This is a genomic window from Gilliamella sp. B14448G11, from assembly GCF_016101765.1.
Taxonomy (GTDB): Bacteria; Pseudomonadota; Gammaproteobacteria; order Enterobacterales; family Orbaceae; genus Gilliamella; species Gilliamella apicola_N.
The window spans coordinates 1-15,592 of sequence record NZ_JACFPX010000026.1; the positions used below are offsets into that span (position 1 = coordinate 1).

General features: G+C 35.2%; 13 protein-coding genes and 1 tRNA gene. 2 read left to right on the forward strand and 12 right to left on the reverse strand.

Annotated elements, in window-relative coordinates; translation table 11 throughout:
* Both H3S88_RS13295 and H3S88_RS12520 read right to left on the reverse strand, forming a co-directional pair.
* The coding region (locus H3S88_RS13295) for a hypothetical protein (RefSeq protein WP_232354030.1) at positions 1–181 on the reverse strand (181 nt) is incomplete at its 3' end.
* Positions 182–1,878: 1,697 nt separating this feature from the next.
* Positions 1,879–1,950: transfer RNA gene (locus H3S88_RS12520), tRNA-Arg, on the reverse strand.
* Between the two features lie 127 nt (positions 1,951–2,077).
* Between H3S88_RS12520 and H3S88_RS12525 the strand changes: the two genes are divergently transcribed.
* Complete coding sequence (locus tag H3S88_RS12525) at positions 2,078–2,836, forward strand: MlaA family lipoprotein (RefSeq protein WP_198229098.1); 759 nt, start codon at positions 2,078–2,080, stop codon at positions 2,834–2,836.
* A gap of 67 nt (positions 2,837–2,903) precedes the next feature.
* Here the strand turns inward: H3S88_RS12525 and H3S88_RS12530 are convergent, their stop codons facing one another.
* The gene (locus tag H3S88_RS12530) at positions 2,904–3,752 is read right to left on the reverse strand and encodes a TIGR03915 family putative DNA repair protein (RefSeq protein ID WP_198229097.1); all 849 of its coding nucleotides are present in this window, start codon (positions 3,750–3,752) and stop codon (positions 2,904–2,906) included.
* A 3-nt stretch (positions 3,753–3,755) separates the two neighbouring features.
* Positions 3,756–5,021, reverse strand: coding sequence for a putative DNA modification/repair radical SAM protein (locus H3S88_RS12535; protein WP_198229096.1), 1,266 nt, complete (start codon positions 5,019–5,021; stop codon positions 3,756–3,758).
* Positions 5,022–5,314: 293 nt separating this feature from the next.
* Between H3S88_RS12535 and fabB the strand changes: the two genes are divergently transcribed.
* Entirely contained in the window at positions 5,315–6,526 is a 1,212-nt protein-coding gene (gene fabB / locus H3S88_RS12540) for a beta-ketoacyl-ACP synthase I (protein ID WP_110454832.1), read from the forward strand.
* Positions 6,527–6,633: 107 nt separating this feature from the next.
* On the opposite strand, the gene H3S88_RS12545 is transcribed toward fabB, so the two are convergent.
* The 8 genes from H3S88_RS12545 to fdrA all read right to left on the reverse strand — a co-directional run bounded on the left by H3S88_RS12545 (position 6,634) and on the right by fdrA (position 15,586).
* Entirely contained in the window at positions 6,634–7,356 is a 723-nt protein-coding gene (locus H3S88_RS12545; protein ID WP_198229095.1) for an amino acid ABC transporter ATP-binding protein, read from the reverse strand.
* Entirely contained in the window at positions 7,343–8,104 is a 762-nt protein-coding gene (locus tag H3S88_RS12550; protein WP_198229094.1) for an amino acid ABC transporter permease, read from the reverse strand. Before H3S88_RS12550 ends, H3S88_RS12545 begins: the two co-directional genes overlap by 14 nt.
* 26 nt (positions 8,105–8,130) lie before the next feature.
* Positions 8,131–8,907 (reverse strand): basic amino acid ABC transporter substrate-binding protein, encoded by a 777-nt coding sequence (locus H3S88_RS12555; RefSeq protein ID WP_198229093.1) that lies wholly within the window; start codon positions 8,905–8,907, stop codon positions 8,131–8,133.
* 557 nt (positions 8,908–9,464) lie between these two features.
* A complete protein-coding gene (locus H3S88_RS12560) occupies positions 9,465–10,697 on the reverse strand; it encodes an alanine--glyoxylate aminotransferase family protein (RefSeq protein WP_198229092.1) in 1,233 nt (410 codons plus the stop codon).
* Positions 10,698–10,761: 64 nt separating this feature from the next.
* Positions 10,762–11,685 (reverse strand): HTH-type transcriptional activator AllS, encoded by a 924-nt coding sequence (gene allS, locus H3S88_RS12565; RefSeq protein WP_198229091.1) that lies wholly within the window; start codon positions 11,683–11,685, stop codon positions 10,762–10,764.
* A 3-nt stretch (positions 11,686–11,688) separates the two neighbouring features.
* Positions 11,689–12,645 (reverse strand): DUF2877 domain-containing protein, encoded by a 957-nt coding sequence (locus H3S88_RS12570; protein ID WP_198229090.1) that lies wholly within the window; start codon positions 12,643–12,645, stop codon positions 11,689–11,691.
* 3 nt (positions 12,646–12,648) lie between these two features.
* On the reverse strand, positions 12,649–13,905 hold the full coding sequence (locus tag H3S88_RS12575) for a DUF1116 domain-containing protein (protein ID WP_198229089.1): 1,257 nt from the start codon (positions 13,903–13,905) through the stop codon (positions 12,649–12,651).
* Positions 13,906–13,918: 13 nt separating this feature from the next.
* Positions 13,919–15,586: an acyl-CoA synthetase FdrA gene (gene fdrA, locus H3S88_RS12580; RefSeq protein ID WP_198229088.1), complete on the reverse strand. Its 1,668-nt coding sequence runs from the start codon at positions 15,584–15,586 to the stop codon at positions 13,919–13,921.
* Positions 15,587–15,592 lie beyond the last annotated feature (6 nt).

Below are 15,592 nucleotides of genomic sequence, written 5' to 3' on the forward strand. Positions count from 1 at the left end.
TAACCAAACCATTCTTTAAACCATGACTTAAACCATTGCCTAATTGATTCACCAGATTGGTTAATCCTCTATCCATGTTATCCTCTTTTTGATACTTCATGATTACTGAAAATATTTTGTTATTGTTATAACTAATTTTTTGCATTGTTTTTTGATTGTTAGGATAATTTACAATTATCACACAAACCTTTTGATAAGTTCAGATCAAAAACAATCTAAAAAAGAGGTATAAAATACCTTTTTTTACGCAATTTGCAATATTTTTTTAAAGTTTTTATAAATTTAATTTTAATAGATAACTTACTGATATCACTAATAAATCATCAGAATATAAATAACAATTTTTCACCTAAACACTATCAAAAAAGGGAGGGTAACAAAATCTGAATTTTGGAAATTTATTTTGACTGTTTTACAAATAAATTTACATTAAGTATTTATAGCTAACATAAGATTTCTTTAAGAAATTTATAATTTTGTTGTACGAAAACTAATTTATTTATCAAATATTAGCTTTTATTTTCGATTAATTTACATTTAATGCTAAATATTTAACTAAATAATCTTATAACTGCCCTATAAATTACATGAACATTAGGTATTAATGGATTAGCTATCAATTTCAATATTTTGAAATTTTTTTAACGATTTCTTATCAGATCAAATTTGACAAAATATCTTTAAAAATTTTATTATTTAACCACTTTCTCCTTATATGCGTCATCCCTTGCATATGATCCTCTGGTGTTTATCATCAGAGGAATTTTTCTTTCTAATCACCTCATTTAATAAAGTTTCTTATTATTACTTAACAACTTATTACTATACAATAATTTTTATTCTATTATTTGATTTTTTTAACAAATTCCTAAATATTATTAATTAAATTATATGTAATTTTGATGATAGGATTACAAAACCTAGTGATAAAACTAAAATAATCTGCTCTAAAATATCATGTAATTAGATTAAAAATTAACCTTATGATAGTTAATCAACAATTAACTGCATTCTTTAAGGGTAAAAAATCAACAAAAGTTAATGCAAATTAGTAATCGGCTTTGCAAAACTAAATTTAGCTTGTATTGATAATTGTTAATTGAGTATTACACAAATTTGCGTTTATCAATAATGATTGACCTGCTTTGTAATTTCTCATATTTGGCAGAAGTACTTTTACTTAACGATTATTTTTAATACGCGATATATCCTGTTTTAACTACTGCTATGACATTACCCATACAGCAAGAACGTATTATTCAATTTCTTTACAGAGATAAAAAAAACGATAAACGATTTTGCTTATAAATTCATATCCTCCTAACAGTAGAAAATATTAAAACAAAAACTTAAAATATTTATTTTGTAATATCTTTAGCACTATTTTTAAATAAGATTAAACAATTTGCTTATTCCCTTTGATAAACGATGGTGGCTAGCCATTAAATAATACCTATAAACATTATCTACTCTTTTTAACAACTTTTCTTAAACTATAGAATTATTGATTCTATTTATCACTATGATATTGCTTACTATTTTATAATTTTTTTCAAATTAAATAATCTTACAAAGTATTAAATTGGTATGTCATATAAATAGCGTTTTTCTAAGAGAGATGAAAACACTTTTCATTAAATATACTGTTTGATGATTGACAGAAAATCAAAAAAGATGATTAAAATAGAGACAAGCAATGATAAATTATTTGGACTTCAATAGGATAATATATAAATAGAGGCTTTTTCAGTCTAGGCGTTTTTAGATTTTATGGCTTTTAGAGATTTTTGAGATTTTACAGTTCACATTTACGGTATTTTCTAAATGAGGTTAATAAAATACTGTCGTTTTCAATCGTGTAGCTTCTTTTCCTGGTTTTGACCCCAGCAGGAATCGAACCTGCAATTAGCCCTTAGGAGGGGCTCGTTATATCCATTTAACTATGAGGTCATAGTGGCAAGCATTTTAATAAATTTAAACAAACATTGCCATTTAATTCATGAAAAATTTTCTATTTTGAACAAACATGATACAATCATGCCCATTCAACACTTTATCATTTTTATTCGGTAACATTATGAAAAAAAGAATAATAGGTATGATGTTTTCGGTTTTAGCACTGACAAGTTGTGCAACCTATCAGCCTGAGACAAATAGCTACAGTGACCCATTATCTGGGTTCAATAAAACTATGTTTAATGTTAACTATTATGCGCTTGATCCTTACATTTTGCGACCTGCCGCAGTTGTTTGGAAAGATTATGTACCTACACCAATACGTAAAGGGGTTGTTAATGTTTCATCTAACCTTTCTGAACCCGCATCAATGGTTAATAGTGTGCTACAAGGTGAGGGGCATGAAGCAGGCAAACATTTAGCTCGATTCTTTTTAAATACCATTTTTGGTGTTGCTGGTTTATTTGATGTAGCCGGTATGGCTGACCCACAATTACAAAAAGGTTCTAAACAAAGTTTTGGTGATGTATTAGGCCATTATGATATGCCTTATGGTCCTTATGTAGTGTTACCTTTCTATGGTTCAGCTACCCTTCGCCAAGAAGGTGGTGATATTGTTGATACCTTGTATCCACCACTTGTCTGGTTAGATTGGGAATGGGCATTAGTTCGTGGCGTATTTGATGGTATTGAAGCACGTGCTGTAGCAATTGAGTATGAAGATTTACTCAAAAGTAGTGATGACCCTTATAACTTTATGCGTAATGCTTATTTCCAACGTAATGATTTTAATGCATCTGGTGGTAAAGTTGACGAGCAAAAACAACAGCAACGCCAAGAAAGCATTAATAGCATAATTAATGATATAGATTCTCAATAAGTTTAATTAGTTACATTCGTTAAGAAGCCGCCTTGATTGGCGGTTTTTTGTGTCTTGTAAAAGCTTTTTAAATGCCGTTGTAGTCTTTTACGGCAAGTTTCATTTCGGGTAGATAGCGCCAAAACCGACTTGGCATATGTTGCCGTTGCAATTTTGGATTAATACGTTCTTTGATGGTTATTGCATTGCAATACCTTAGCCACATGGTTTGAAACAGTACCTCGTCCTCGGTTAGATAATTTTGATTAACTTGACTGTTAATAATTAAATCATCTTTATCAATCAATGATACCTGTTCTATACTATTCAAATCATAGACATAACCATATTGGCGCTTTTCGTCATATATCGCCCATTTTTGATCAGCAAAGCGTTCTTTAAAAAAAGTTAGTACCAAAGGTAGCACGTTATAAATAGGACCTATCACAGAGAAGTAGATCTTTTCGCATTCTTCGTTTTCGTCATCATCTGATGCTTGTTTATAAGTTTTTTTTAGTGGATTTTTTATAGCATTAAAACGAATAAACTCTAATATACGATGACGTTCATTACTTACTTTTTTTGCAATTTCACGCACGGTTAATACATCGGGATCGGCAAAATCAGTTTCGATAGATTTTGTGGCTTTAAACACTTTGCAAATATATCGAAAGATGATTAAGTCGCTATCGGGTAATTCAGATAACCATACATACATTAATTGTCGTAAAGCAGTTTTACTCAATTTTTTGATTAATGCAACACGCACCCGTTCATACTTAAATTCACAAAATTCTACATGATGCCTATCTGTTACAAGTAGTGGTTCTACCTGTCCTGTAGCTAATAAACATTCTGGCATTTTTTTGAGTTTAAAAGCATCAAATACCGCGCATAGCACACCTTCAAAGCTTTTTTCGTAATAAAACGCTAACATACGTTACCACCCCATTACGAGTTGTTGTGGTTGATAAATTGCTTTATCTTCTAACAATGGTGTATCTTGCAAAGATAGCTTGATATATTCGGCTGATGAGTCAAGTATTTTAAATTTTTTCATATCATGACAAATAATAAAAAATTGCGCGCGCTTTAATACCACTCCGATCCGTTTAAGTGCTTCAAATGTTAACCGACGATGACGCCTTGCCATAACAATTAATTTGGCAGATTTTACACCGATACCGGGCACCCGTAATATTTTTTGATAACTATCACGATTAATATCAACTGGAAAAAACTGCGGATTACGGATCGCCCAAGAAAGTTTAGGATCAACCGTTAAATCAAGATCTGGATACCTATCATTAACAATTTCATCAACATTAAAGTCATAAAATCGTAATAACCAATCGGCTTGATACAGCCTATTTTCACGTACGCGCGGTACATCTTGCACTACTGGCAAACGTTTATCATAACCGTTAACAGGAACAAATCCGGAATAATAGACTCGTTTCATGCTCGGTCGCTTATAGAGTTTAGCTGTTAGTTGTAATATCTGTTTGTCCGATTCATCGGTTGCACCAATAATCATTTGTGTGCTCTGCCCTGCTGGTACAAATTTTGGTGTAGATTTAAATTTTTTACGATCTTCAATGTTCTCAAGTAGATTTTGATGAATTTGACGCATAGGTTGGTAGATACTTTTATGATCTTTATCTGGCGCAAGTAATTTAAGATTTTCTTCGGTTGGAATTTCTAAATTAACACTCATTCTATCAACCAATAATCCAGCTTGATTAATCAGTTCATCACTGGCACCAGGGATCGCTTTCATATGAATATAGCCATTAAAATGATGCTCAGTACGTAGAATTTTCACTACGCGGATCATGCGTTCCATAGTGTGATCAGGACTGCGCACAATACCCGAACTTATAAATAATCCTTCGATATAGTTACGGCGATAAAATTCAATGGTCAGATCAGCCAGTTCGCGCGGAGTAAAACCCGCTCGAGGAATATCGTTACTTTGTCGGTTAATACAATAAGCACAATCAAACATACAGTAATTAGTTAACATAATTTTAAGTAACGATACGCATCGCCCATCGGCAGTAAATGTGTGGCAAAGACCACTTTTGTTTGCATTACCAATGCCTTTATTTTTATTGCCACGGGTTGATCCGCTTGATGAACACGAGACATCATACTTTGCCGATTCAGCTAATATCTCAAGCTTAGTAACCATTTTTTCATTCATTTTGAACTACCATAAACTGTATTTATATACAGTATATATTAACTGTGTTAGGCTCTGCAAGTATGTTGCGATTTAATCATATTAACTTGGTAAACTTGAGTCATTAACTATCAATAATTTAATAATTTTTAATCAATGTAAAGCTAAATTTACCTGAATAATATATTAATAATCAATTAATTAATTAAAAAAGAAAGATAAAAAAATTACTCAGGTATTGTTGAGCTTACAAGTGTACGCTATAATCACACTAATTTTTGTTAGAAGCAGATAATTTAGGAGCTAAATATTGTATGAAACGCGTTGTTATAACAGGGTTAGGAATTCTTTCAAGTATTGGAAATAATACCAAAGAAGTTTTGGAATCTTTAAAAATCGGCCGTAGTGGTATTACCTTTTCACAAGAAATGAAAGATAGCGGAATGCGTAGCCATGTTTGCGGAAATGTTAAATTAGATACGACAGGCCTTATTGATCGTAAAATAGTTCGCTTTATGAATGATGCTTCAATTTATGGTTATCTTGCTTTACAACAAGCTATTGAAGACGCTAAATTAACTCCAGAACAAGTCTCTAATCCACGTACTGGTTTAATTGCAGGTTATGGCGGTTCAACTAAAACTCAATATAACGTCGTTGCAGGTATGAAAGAAAAAGGATTACGTGGTGTTGGTCCTTATGCTGTGACAAAATCAATGTCATCGGCAATTTCAGCTTGTTTAGCTACACCATTTAAAATTAAAGGTGTGAGCTATTCTATGACCTCAGCTTGTGCAACGTCTGTGCACTGTATTGGTCACGCAGCTGAACTTATTCAACTAGGTAAACAGGATATTGTTTTTGCCGGTGGTGGTGAAGAGCTTTGTTGGGAGATGTCTTGCGAATTTGACGCAATGGGTGCGCTATCAACTAAATATAACGACTGCCCAGAAAAAGCATCACGAGCTTATGATGCTAATCGTGATGGATTTGTTATTGCTGGTGGGGCGGGTATGGTTGTCGTTGAAGAGTTAGAGCATGCATTAGCCCGTGGCGCTCATATCTACGGTGAGTTAGTCGGTTATGGTGCTACATCAGATGGTTATGATATGGTTGCACCATCTGGCGAAGGGGCAATGCGTTGTATGCAACTTGCTATTCAAGATTTAGATGTGCCAGTTGATTATATCAATACTCATGGTACATCAACCCCTGTTGGTGATGTAAAAGAGTTATGGGCGATCAAACAAGTGTTTGGTGACAATATTCCAGCAATCTCATCAACTAAGTCAATGACTGGTCACTCATTAAGTGCAACAGGCGCACAAGAACTTATCTATTCATTATTAATGCTTGAGCATGGCTTTATTACACCAAGTATTAATATTGATGAATTAGACGAAGCAGCAGTTGGCATGAATATTATTACTGAACCAACCGAACGTGAATTGACAACAGTTATGTCAAATAGCTTTGGCTTTGGTGGTACTAATGCTTCAATTGTAATGAAAAAATATAAAGCTTAATTGCTCAAATTTTATCAATAAAAAACCCCAGTAATTGGTTGTCCAACTATTGGGGGTCACTTCATGAAGAACAGTTTTTTTGTGCCAATCATTGACTACATAAACACCTAGAGTACTTTACTTAAAAATAACTGGGTACGTTCGTTTTGTGGATTTTTGAAGATCTGCTCAGGTGATCCTTGCTCTTGAATAATTCCCTGATCAATAAAAATAACTCGGCTGGACATCTCTCTAGCAAAACCCATTTCGTGAGTGACAACCACCATCGTCATACCCTCTTGCGCTAATGATTTCATAACGGTTAATACTTCACCGACCAATTCAGGATCAAGCGCTGAAGTTGGTTCATCAAATAACATCACTTTAGGATCCATCATCAAAGCTCTGGCAATGGCAACACGCTGTTGTTGACCACCTGAAAGTTGACTTGGGTAAGCATCAATCTTATCAATTAGTCCGACTTTTATAAGTAAACTTTCTGCCTTGGTAATAGCATCGGTTTTGGCCATTTTTTTGACATCACGAGGTGCTAAAATCAAATTTTCTAACACAGTCATATGTGGAAACAGATTAAAACGCTGAAACACCATTCCCACAGATTCGCGCAAGCGATTGATATTGATTTTAGGGACATGAACTTTAAAGCCATTAACTTCAATTTCACCTGAGGTGATATCTTCTAACCCATTTATGCAACGCAAAAAGGTACTTTTACCCGATCCTGACGGACCAATAATTGAAATAACCTCTTTTTCTTGGATATCGCACGTTATACCTCTTAATACATGAATATCACCAAATTGCTTTTGTAGATTATTAATGTGAATCACTTTTACCTAACCTTTTTTCCATATATTTAACCAGTAATGACAGCAAAAATGTCATAGACCAGTAAATTAAAGAGATAACTAAATAAGGTTCGGTATAGACAGCATTGGCTGCACCAGCCGTTCTTGCCGCATACGCTAAATCGATCAATCCGATAGCGGAACCTAATGAAGAATCTTTTAAAATTGCAATTGCATTATTACCTAAAGGTGGAAGCATGCGTCGAAAAGCTTGTGGTAAAATTACCTTACGCATGGTGCTACCATAACTCATGCCCAGTGATCGTGCTGCTTCCATTTGTCCTTTATCAATAGATTGAATACCCGCTCTAAAGATTTCAGAAATGTAAGCTCCAGCATTTAAAGTTATTGCTAAAACACAAGAGATAAATGCGCCATATTGCACTCGTAAAAAACGCGCGGTTTCAGGTGAGATCAAATAATCAGAGACTAAAATACCCTCTCGAGGATGTAACAGAAATGGCATGATAACAAAGTACATAACCATAATTTGTACAAATAACGGTGTACCCCGAAATGCACTTACATAAATTTTAACTGGCCATTTTACTACTAATAATAAAACATTTTTATAAATGCCGTGCTTCACTTCAGCAACTCGACCAAGACCTAATATTAATCCCCAAAGTGTACCAAACACCACACAAACTATCGTACAGGTGATGGTCATTATTGCTCCATCAATAAACAGAGGCAAATAATCACTAATCACTTCCCAATTAAACTGCATAAATAAAATGATCCTGTAATTGTCGATTAATTAATGGGTAGAGTTGGTACATTTTCATCAAACCATTTAGCATAAATGGTTGCATAAGTACCATTGGCAATAATTTTTTTAAGTCCTTCGTTAATACTATTAAGTAATTTATCATTACCTTTAGCAACAGCTATACCAAAATATTGAGGCTCGAAGTTTTGATCAGCAATTAGATTGAAATCTTTTCCGGAATGCATTTTAATATAGAACTTAACCACCCCAACATCACTAACCGCAGCATCAATCCCTTCTTCGTAAAGATCTTGTAATAAAAGCGGCGTATTATCAAAACGCTTTATCGCTTTGCTATTCATTCCTAAAACTTTTGAAACAACCACATCTGCTGTACTACCATTTACAACGCCTACTGTTTTGTTTTTTAAATCTTCCAATGAAGTAATACTGGAGTGTGCTTGCGTTACAACAACTTGTTCAGCAGGAAAGTAAGGTAACGAGAAATCTACCGATTTTTTGCGTTTATCGGTAATAGTAATACCTGAAATAATAATGTCTCGTTCACCATTGTTCAAACTGGCAAAAATACTGTCCCAAGGTGTATTAATCAATTTGATATTAAAATTTTCCACATTAGCAATTGCTTGGATGATATCAATATCAAACCCTTCTAACTGGCGTTGAGTATTTTCATATTCAAACGGACGATATGTACCACCCGCACCGACGACATAAGTTATATCTTTATCAGCATAACTAAAATGACTAGTGAGTAATAAAAAAGCGGATAAAATTAACGAAAAACAAGACTTAATCATGGTTATTCCTATCTTTATATAAATGTGAAAACCATAATAGCTTTTGAGAGAAATAAAGCAAATTAATATTAGGATTTTATTATACTATTTACTTTTTAAAGTGCATTAAATGATTAAAAAGTAGAAGGGAATCTTAGCGTGAGATCTGTTTTAAACTCAACAATAAAAAATCAGGACTTTACTTAGCACTTTGTAAAGTTACTATCTAGGAGTTTTATTGCTTCATTGTTTGGATAAAAAAGGTTAATATCGAGAATGCAATAAGTGATAACACTATAAACATAAATGAATTATTATAGCTTCATTATAACTTCCTCCAGATTGGTCAGCTATAAAGCCAATAAATTTCCGTAAGTATAATATTATCCCTAATAAGCTGACACCAAGGGTGCTAAGCTTTTCAGTGTTCTAAAACAATTTGCTTTGCCATGTAATTTTGCGACCATTAACGATTTATGTTGCGCTATATGTTGCACCATTTTTACATCCATCACTTTGGTTGCAATGGATGTAAGGTTAACTCAAATAGATGAGCGTTTATTATCAATAGTACAATTTTACTTTTGATAAATATCCCAAGCAGCTTGTAATCCAGCGCCTTGAACGGTTTTGAAACCAACACGATTTAATACCGCTTCAAAGGCGGTTAATGTTTGTAAAACGCACGGTTTTCTAGCGTTATAACCCATGGTGCCAATACGCCAAACATTACCTTTAAGAGGACCAAAAGATGCACCAATTTCAATACCAAAATCATTAAGCATTAAGTTACGCACTTCTTGATCGTTAATATGTTCTGGACGTATCACCCCAACCACATTATTCATTTTATGGTTAATATCGCCAAACAATTCAAGTCCCATCGCTTGTAAACCAGCCTCCATTGCCGCACCATTAATGCGATGACGTTCTATAACATTATCCAAACCTTCTTGTAATACAATGCGAGCACACTCTCTAGCAGCATAAAGCATAGAAGTAGCTTCAGTATGATGGTTAATTCGTTCTGATCCCCAATAACGAATGATCATATCAATATCGAAATAGTTGGAATAAATCATTTCATCACTGCCACTACTATCGCCTTCAGCTCGAATACCAAGTTCAACACATTTGCGTGCTTGGATGATTTCAACCATTTTTGGACTTAACGTTAAAGGAGCCACACCCGGAGGTCCACTCAAACATTTTTGCAAACTAACAGATACCCCATCAAGTTGCCATTTATCGACTTCTAAAACGTTACCGACAATTGAAGCAGTTGCATCTACGTAAGACAGCACACCATGCCTGCGACAAATTTCACCAATTTTATCTAATGGTTGAAGTAATGTAGTTGATGTATCACCTTGTACACAAAGTAGCAAACGTGGCTTAATTTTTTTAATGGCATCTTCAATTACATTGGGATCGAATATTTCACCCCATGGTACTTCGATAGTATGCACATCAGCTCGGCAGCGGTGAGCGATTTCACAAAGTAATAAACCAAATCGACCAAATATTGGCACTAACACTTTATCACCAGGGCGAATTGTAGACACAAGAACGGCTTCAATCCCAGCTCTAGCTGTACCATCAATAACAAAAGTTTGTTCATTTTTGGTTTTAAAAATGTCACGATAAAGCGCCATCGTTTGGTTCATATAATCAGTCATAACAGGATCGAATTGACCAATTAAAGGCGCAGCCATTGCTCGTGTTACACGTGGATCAGCATTAATTGGACCCGGTCCCATCAATAATCGAGCTGGCGGATTAATTTGATCATATTTATCTAAATCTAACATGTGATTTTCCTTTAGTTATTTCTTGTTTATTTGTTAACAATCACGTTTAGTTGTGATGAATTATTTATCTTTTTATATCAATATTTTTTAAGAAACTACTGGCTAATGGATGGTGAAATTTAAATAAATTAACAATTTCACTCATCACTTTTCCCATATGTGACTTTTTCCAAGCTAAGGATAGAGGCGATGGTTTACGTTCATTAATCACTTGGCATTCAATTAAATCACCCGAATCCAAATACTTTTGACAAACCGAACGCGGTAAAAAACCTATCCCCAGCCCTTTTAAATGACACGATAATTTGGTTGTGATGTTAGGTACAATAATTTCGGATTGGCTTGGCAGTAACCATGCTACGCGTTTATTCATATGAACTGATGTATCTTCTATATTGATTGCGGGATATTTGCGTAACGTTTCGTTCGATAACGGCCCTTCTAAATGAGTGATAGGATGATTTTTTGCGGCGACAAAAACCCAATTAATTTCACCTAATGGAAAAATATTAATCATATTATCTAATGACTCCGTTCCCGTTGCGCCAATAGCAAGATGATATTCACCATGCAATAACGAATCCCAAACGCCCATATATACCTGCCGATTAAAGGTAAAATTAGTAAATGGAAATTTTTCTTGCAAATAACTCAACAGATCAGTGACAGCATCAACATCATAGAGCAAATTATTGATGGTCAGATTGATTTTGCGTTCAACACCATCGCGGATTTGATGCAGTTCTTCCGGCATAGTGGTTAACCAAAGTAGCCATTGGCTACAATGTTCATAAAGATGTTGACCGGCAAGCGTTAACGATACAGTACGTGTTGTGCGTTCAAACAATTGAGTATTAAGATCGGTTTCCAATGATTTGATGCGATAGCTAATGGCAGCGGGTGTTTTAAATAACAGTTTGGCTGCTTTGGAAAAACTTTTACACTCAGCAACTTTTGTGAAAGTTCGCATAGTTTCTGTATCTAACATTATTCAGTCCCTTATTAAAAAACGATCAATACCCAACCAAATACCTAATAAAAGATCGGCTCCCGATGTGTGTCCATAATTTAAAAGATTATGAAAAGCACGATGACCATAGTTATGTTGATTAAGCCGTTCAATGACATTCAAAACAGATAATGAAAATTGACCTTGTAAGGCATATTTTAAAAAAGTAGCGCTAATTGTTGTTGTCAACGCATCTAACGATAAAGCCAGCATTGCTGTTTTTAATTGTTCTATTTTCGGTTTAAAACGATGATCACTGGCCAATACCGAAAAAATCCCAACCATAATATCATCAAAGCTAGGCGTTAAGCCGGGACCTAAACCAATAAATTGAGTAATATCCGCATGTTGACCCAACATTAACCGATTTAACCTTTCACACAAAATCACCAATTCTGGTGCGGGATTATCGACAATATTTTCTTTAAGAAAACCAAATAAACCCGTTGGATAATCTAGCTGCATGAATCGTTGCCTAATCGCAGTTTTATCTAATTGGGTGTGTAATTTGCACTTTATCTTCATATGGCAAATATGTGTGTTATAACTTAACCGAATATCACCCAGTATTAAATCACCATTAACCTGTTGTGTTATGGTTAAATGATCATTAGCTAGCCTAGATTTTATTACATCAAAATCATTAGTCTTAAGAACCCAGCCCATAGGCGATAAGCCACTGCCATAACAATGTAAAGTGAGCAATTGTTGCTGTTGATTAATTAAATTAATGGTTTGTTCATGCAAACTGAATAGCGATAAGTTGCTTTTTACATTTGGTGCATGAGCACTAATAATTAAAGGTTTAATTTGCAGTAAGCCATTTTGGGTTAATGACAAGCAATACTGCCGATCCGCATCGGCAGCAAATGACGTTGCTGTAAGTGAAGTACTTATCACTTTTTTTAATAATTCATTTTCTGCATAACTACATTTCATAAATTAAACTTTAAGTTTTTTAGCTAATGCCTCAAGTGCTTTTTCAAAACAGGCTAATGGAGCACGTACCGTTCCTGCACCAATTTGACCCACACCTGCCTGTTTGTGGGCAATACCCGTATTAATCAAAGGAGTGATTCCCGTTTCAACAACACGGCGAACATCAAGCCCCAAACAACATCCTTGGAAGTTCCAAGATGGAATTTGTAACAGCATGTTATGGTCAAGATAGATTTCACTCATCTCTTCAGATACTTCATATGCAACATCCGCGCCACCAGCACCAACGAAGCGAGTTACCCCGGGCGCAGCTACCATGGCAGCACCACCGATCCCAAAGGTTTCAGTAATCGCACTATCACCAATATCTGGATTGGCTTCGTTTTGTGAATAACCCGTAAAAAATAGTCCTTGCGGAGTGTTAACTGGGGCCGTAAACCATTCATCACCTAACCCACTCACTTTAATACCAAAATCTTTACCATTACGTGTCATAACAGTAACAATAGTACCTTCTTGAATTTTTGCTGCACTGTCCATAACCGATTTACAATACGCCATCGCTAGGTTTAGAAAGAATTGATCAGTGACACTTAAAAAGTCAAAAATTTTCGCCATTTCTGTTTTATTGCGATCAAGTAGAGCTAATTTGGGTGACAAGGTTCTAAGCAATAACGCCGAGGCTGCAATATTACGTTGGTGAAACTCATCCCCCATAGTAATGGCTTGCGCCATTAACGCAGTAAGATCAATGCCATTTTCAAATAGTTTAAGGGCATCATTTAATGCTGGTCCTAAGGACTCTTTCATCCAATGGTGACGATTAAGCACTTCCTCACCATAGGCACCAAAGCGCATGACTTTACCAATACCTTCGTTTAAATTGCAGTATGCTCGATTACCATGAGTGATGTTTTCAACAACCAACATTGGCATATTTGCCGAAGTTATTCCTCCCATTGGTCCAACTGCATTAACGCTGTGACATGGAATGAATTCAACCTTACCATTTGCCAGTAAATCTAAAGCGTGTTTTTCATCGCTCGCCCAATCTTCAAACAAACATGCACCAATGCAAGCCCCCTGCATTGGACCAGTCATATCTTGCCAAGTAATGGGAGGGCCTGCATGTAATAATTTATAACCTTGTGCTAAAGTTGGTACAGCTTCTTTCGCAGCAACTACCCCAATCCAATGTGGTCTAGCGGCTCTAATTCGCTCAATAATGGCTTGGTTTGCTTCATTAATTGCTCTATTCATACGTCAAAACCTCTTAATTTAATTTTTTTAAAATAGCCGCTAATTTTTGATTTCCGCCAGCTATTGGTGCCCATTGATAATGCACAACAGGCACATTGGATGATTGAAGATCTTCCGCAAAACTGCGCAGTCCAGCATTGATTACACTTATATGATTAAGCAATGGATATGATTTAAGTGAAACCGTTGATTTTGTTGGCGTAATTAATTTTTTAGCTAATAATACCGCTTCTGGCAAATTATCCATTACCACAATGTTATTTTCAGTTAAGGCAGTTATTTGTTGGCTACGGCATTGTGGATCTTGCTGTGAGCCGGTTACTGTTGCAATAGCGATTAATGGATTATCGCTTGAACGTTGTGCGCAGGCCGCTTTATAACCGGCAATAATTGATTCAGCAGGATTAGGATTAGCACCGTAACCAATCACCAAATCGAGTAATACTACGCCAACTGTCTTTTGTGCCCCTAACTTACTAATTTCTTGTTCACGAATTGAGGGGTCGATCATTGGATGAGGACGCCCAACAGTATAAAAATCATCACCAAGATCAATAATTTTATGACCATTTTCGTCAAGCATTATGCCTTTATCATGATTTTCATTGATTGATAAATGCAACTCCTGAGCAAGTAACATCGCGGCTTCTGATGCTAAAGTTCCACCAGTATACAGTCCTGAAATCGTTTGCTTGGTTACTTTTGGTAATGCGCGTGCTGCCACTTCTACTTTGGCTAGCAAACAAGCTAAACGTGCTGCTTGATCTAATGTTTTGGCAAAATAGATATTCTCATCTTGTACTTTGTCGATAGTTGATCCTAAAAACAGCGCCACAATTGGCTTATTAATCAGCTTCATGGCAGTAATAACTTTTTCTTGCACACTTTCAGCAGGTGGTTTTGAAATAAAAGTAATGACTTGACTTTGCTCATCTGCAGCAAGCATCTTTAATGCAGTCAGAGCACTAATTCCCCCTACCTCTTGTGATAAATCGCGCCCGCCCAAACCAATAGCTTGCGTAATACCTTGGTTTAATAAAGCAATTTGAGAGATGACTTCTTGTATACCTGTACCCGATGCACCAATTACACCAATATTCCCCTTGGGAATTACATTTGCAAAAGCTAGCGGTGCACCAGCAATAATAGCCGTACCACAATCAGGTCCCATTACAATCAAATCTTTACTCGAAGCCTTAGTTTTTAGGCGAATCTCATCATTCACAGGCACATTATCTGAAAATATCATGATATTTTTATTATCATCTATGGCTTGTTCGGCAAGTTCTGCTGCGTATTCACCAGCAATCGATATCAAAACTAAATTAGCATCAGGTAATTTTTGGGTCGCGCTAGCATAACGCCTTGCTTTAAGTAATTTACTGCCACCTTGTTGTTGATGGGCGATATTTTTTAAAGCATCTTCAAGCTGTGTACTGATTAAATCCACAACATTAATTGAATCGTTATGCGTTTTAATAGCAACGCAAATATCATTGGGTGTTGCATCATTAAACTTATCACTCCAAAAACCCGTTGCCGTAAGCAAGGATTTATTGGCTGGAGTCCCCATCATGACAGAAACCTCATCAACTTCATCAAGATTACTCAGTTTTTTGGAAATTAACATTAAACTGACTGAATCTTGAAAGCTCCCTTTTTTTATGAAAGATTGAATCATGAGAAT

Bases quoted from the DNA above. Each gene is read 5' to 3' on its own strand.
- H3S88_RS12525 (WP_198229098.1), top strand. From the start codon at position 2,078: ATGAAAAAAAGAATAATAGGTATGATGTTTTCGGTTTTAGCACTGACA.
- H3S88_RS12530 (WP_198229097.1), bottom strand. From the start codon at position 3,752: ATGTTAGCGTTTTATTACGAAAAAAGCTTTGAAGGTGTGCTATGCGCG.
- H3S88_RS12535 (WP_198229096.1), bottom strand. From the start codon at position 5,021: ATGAATGAAAAAATGGTTACTAAGCTTGAGATATTAGCTGAATCGGCA.
- fabB (WP_110454832.1), top strand. From the start codon at position 5,315: ATGAAACGCGTTGTTATAACAGGGTTAGGAATTCTTTCAAGTATTGGA.
- H3S88_RS12550 (WP_198229094.1), bottom strand. From the start codon at position 8,104: ATGCAGTTTAATTGGGAAGTGATTAGTGATTATTTGCCTCTGTTTATT.
- H3S88_RS12555 (WP_198229093.1), bottom strand. From the start codon at position 8,907: ATGATTAAGTCTTGTTTTTCGTTAATTTTATCCGCTTTTTTATTACTC.
- H3S88_RS12560 (WP_198229092.1), bottom strand. From the start codon at position 10,697: ATGTTAGATTTAGATAAATATGATCAAATTAATCCGCCAGCTCGATTA.
- allS (WP_198229091.1), bottom strand. From the start codon at position 11,685: ATGTTAGATACAGAAACTATGCGAACTTTCACAAAAGTTGCTGAGTGT.
- H3S88_RS12570 (WP_198229090.1), bottom strand. From the start codon at position 12,645: ATGAAATGTAGTTATGCAGAAAATGAATTATTAAAAAAAGTGATAAGT.
- H3S88_RS12575 (WP_198229089.1), bottom strand. From the start codon at position 13,905: ATGAATAGAGCAATTAATGAAGCAAACCAAGCCATTATTGAGCGAATT.
- fdrA (WP_198229088.1), bottom strand. From the start codon at position 15,586: ATGATTCAATCTTTCATAAAAAAAGGGAGCTTTCAAGATTCAGTCAGT.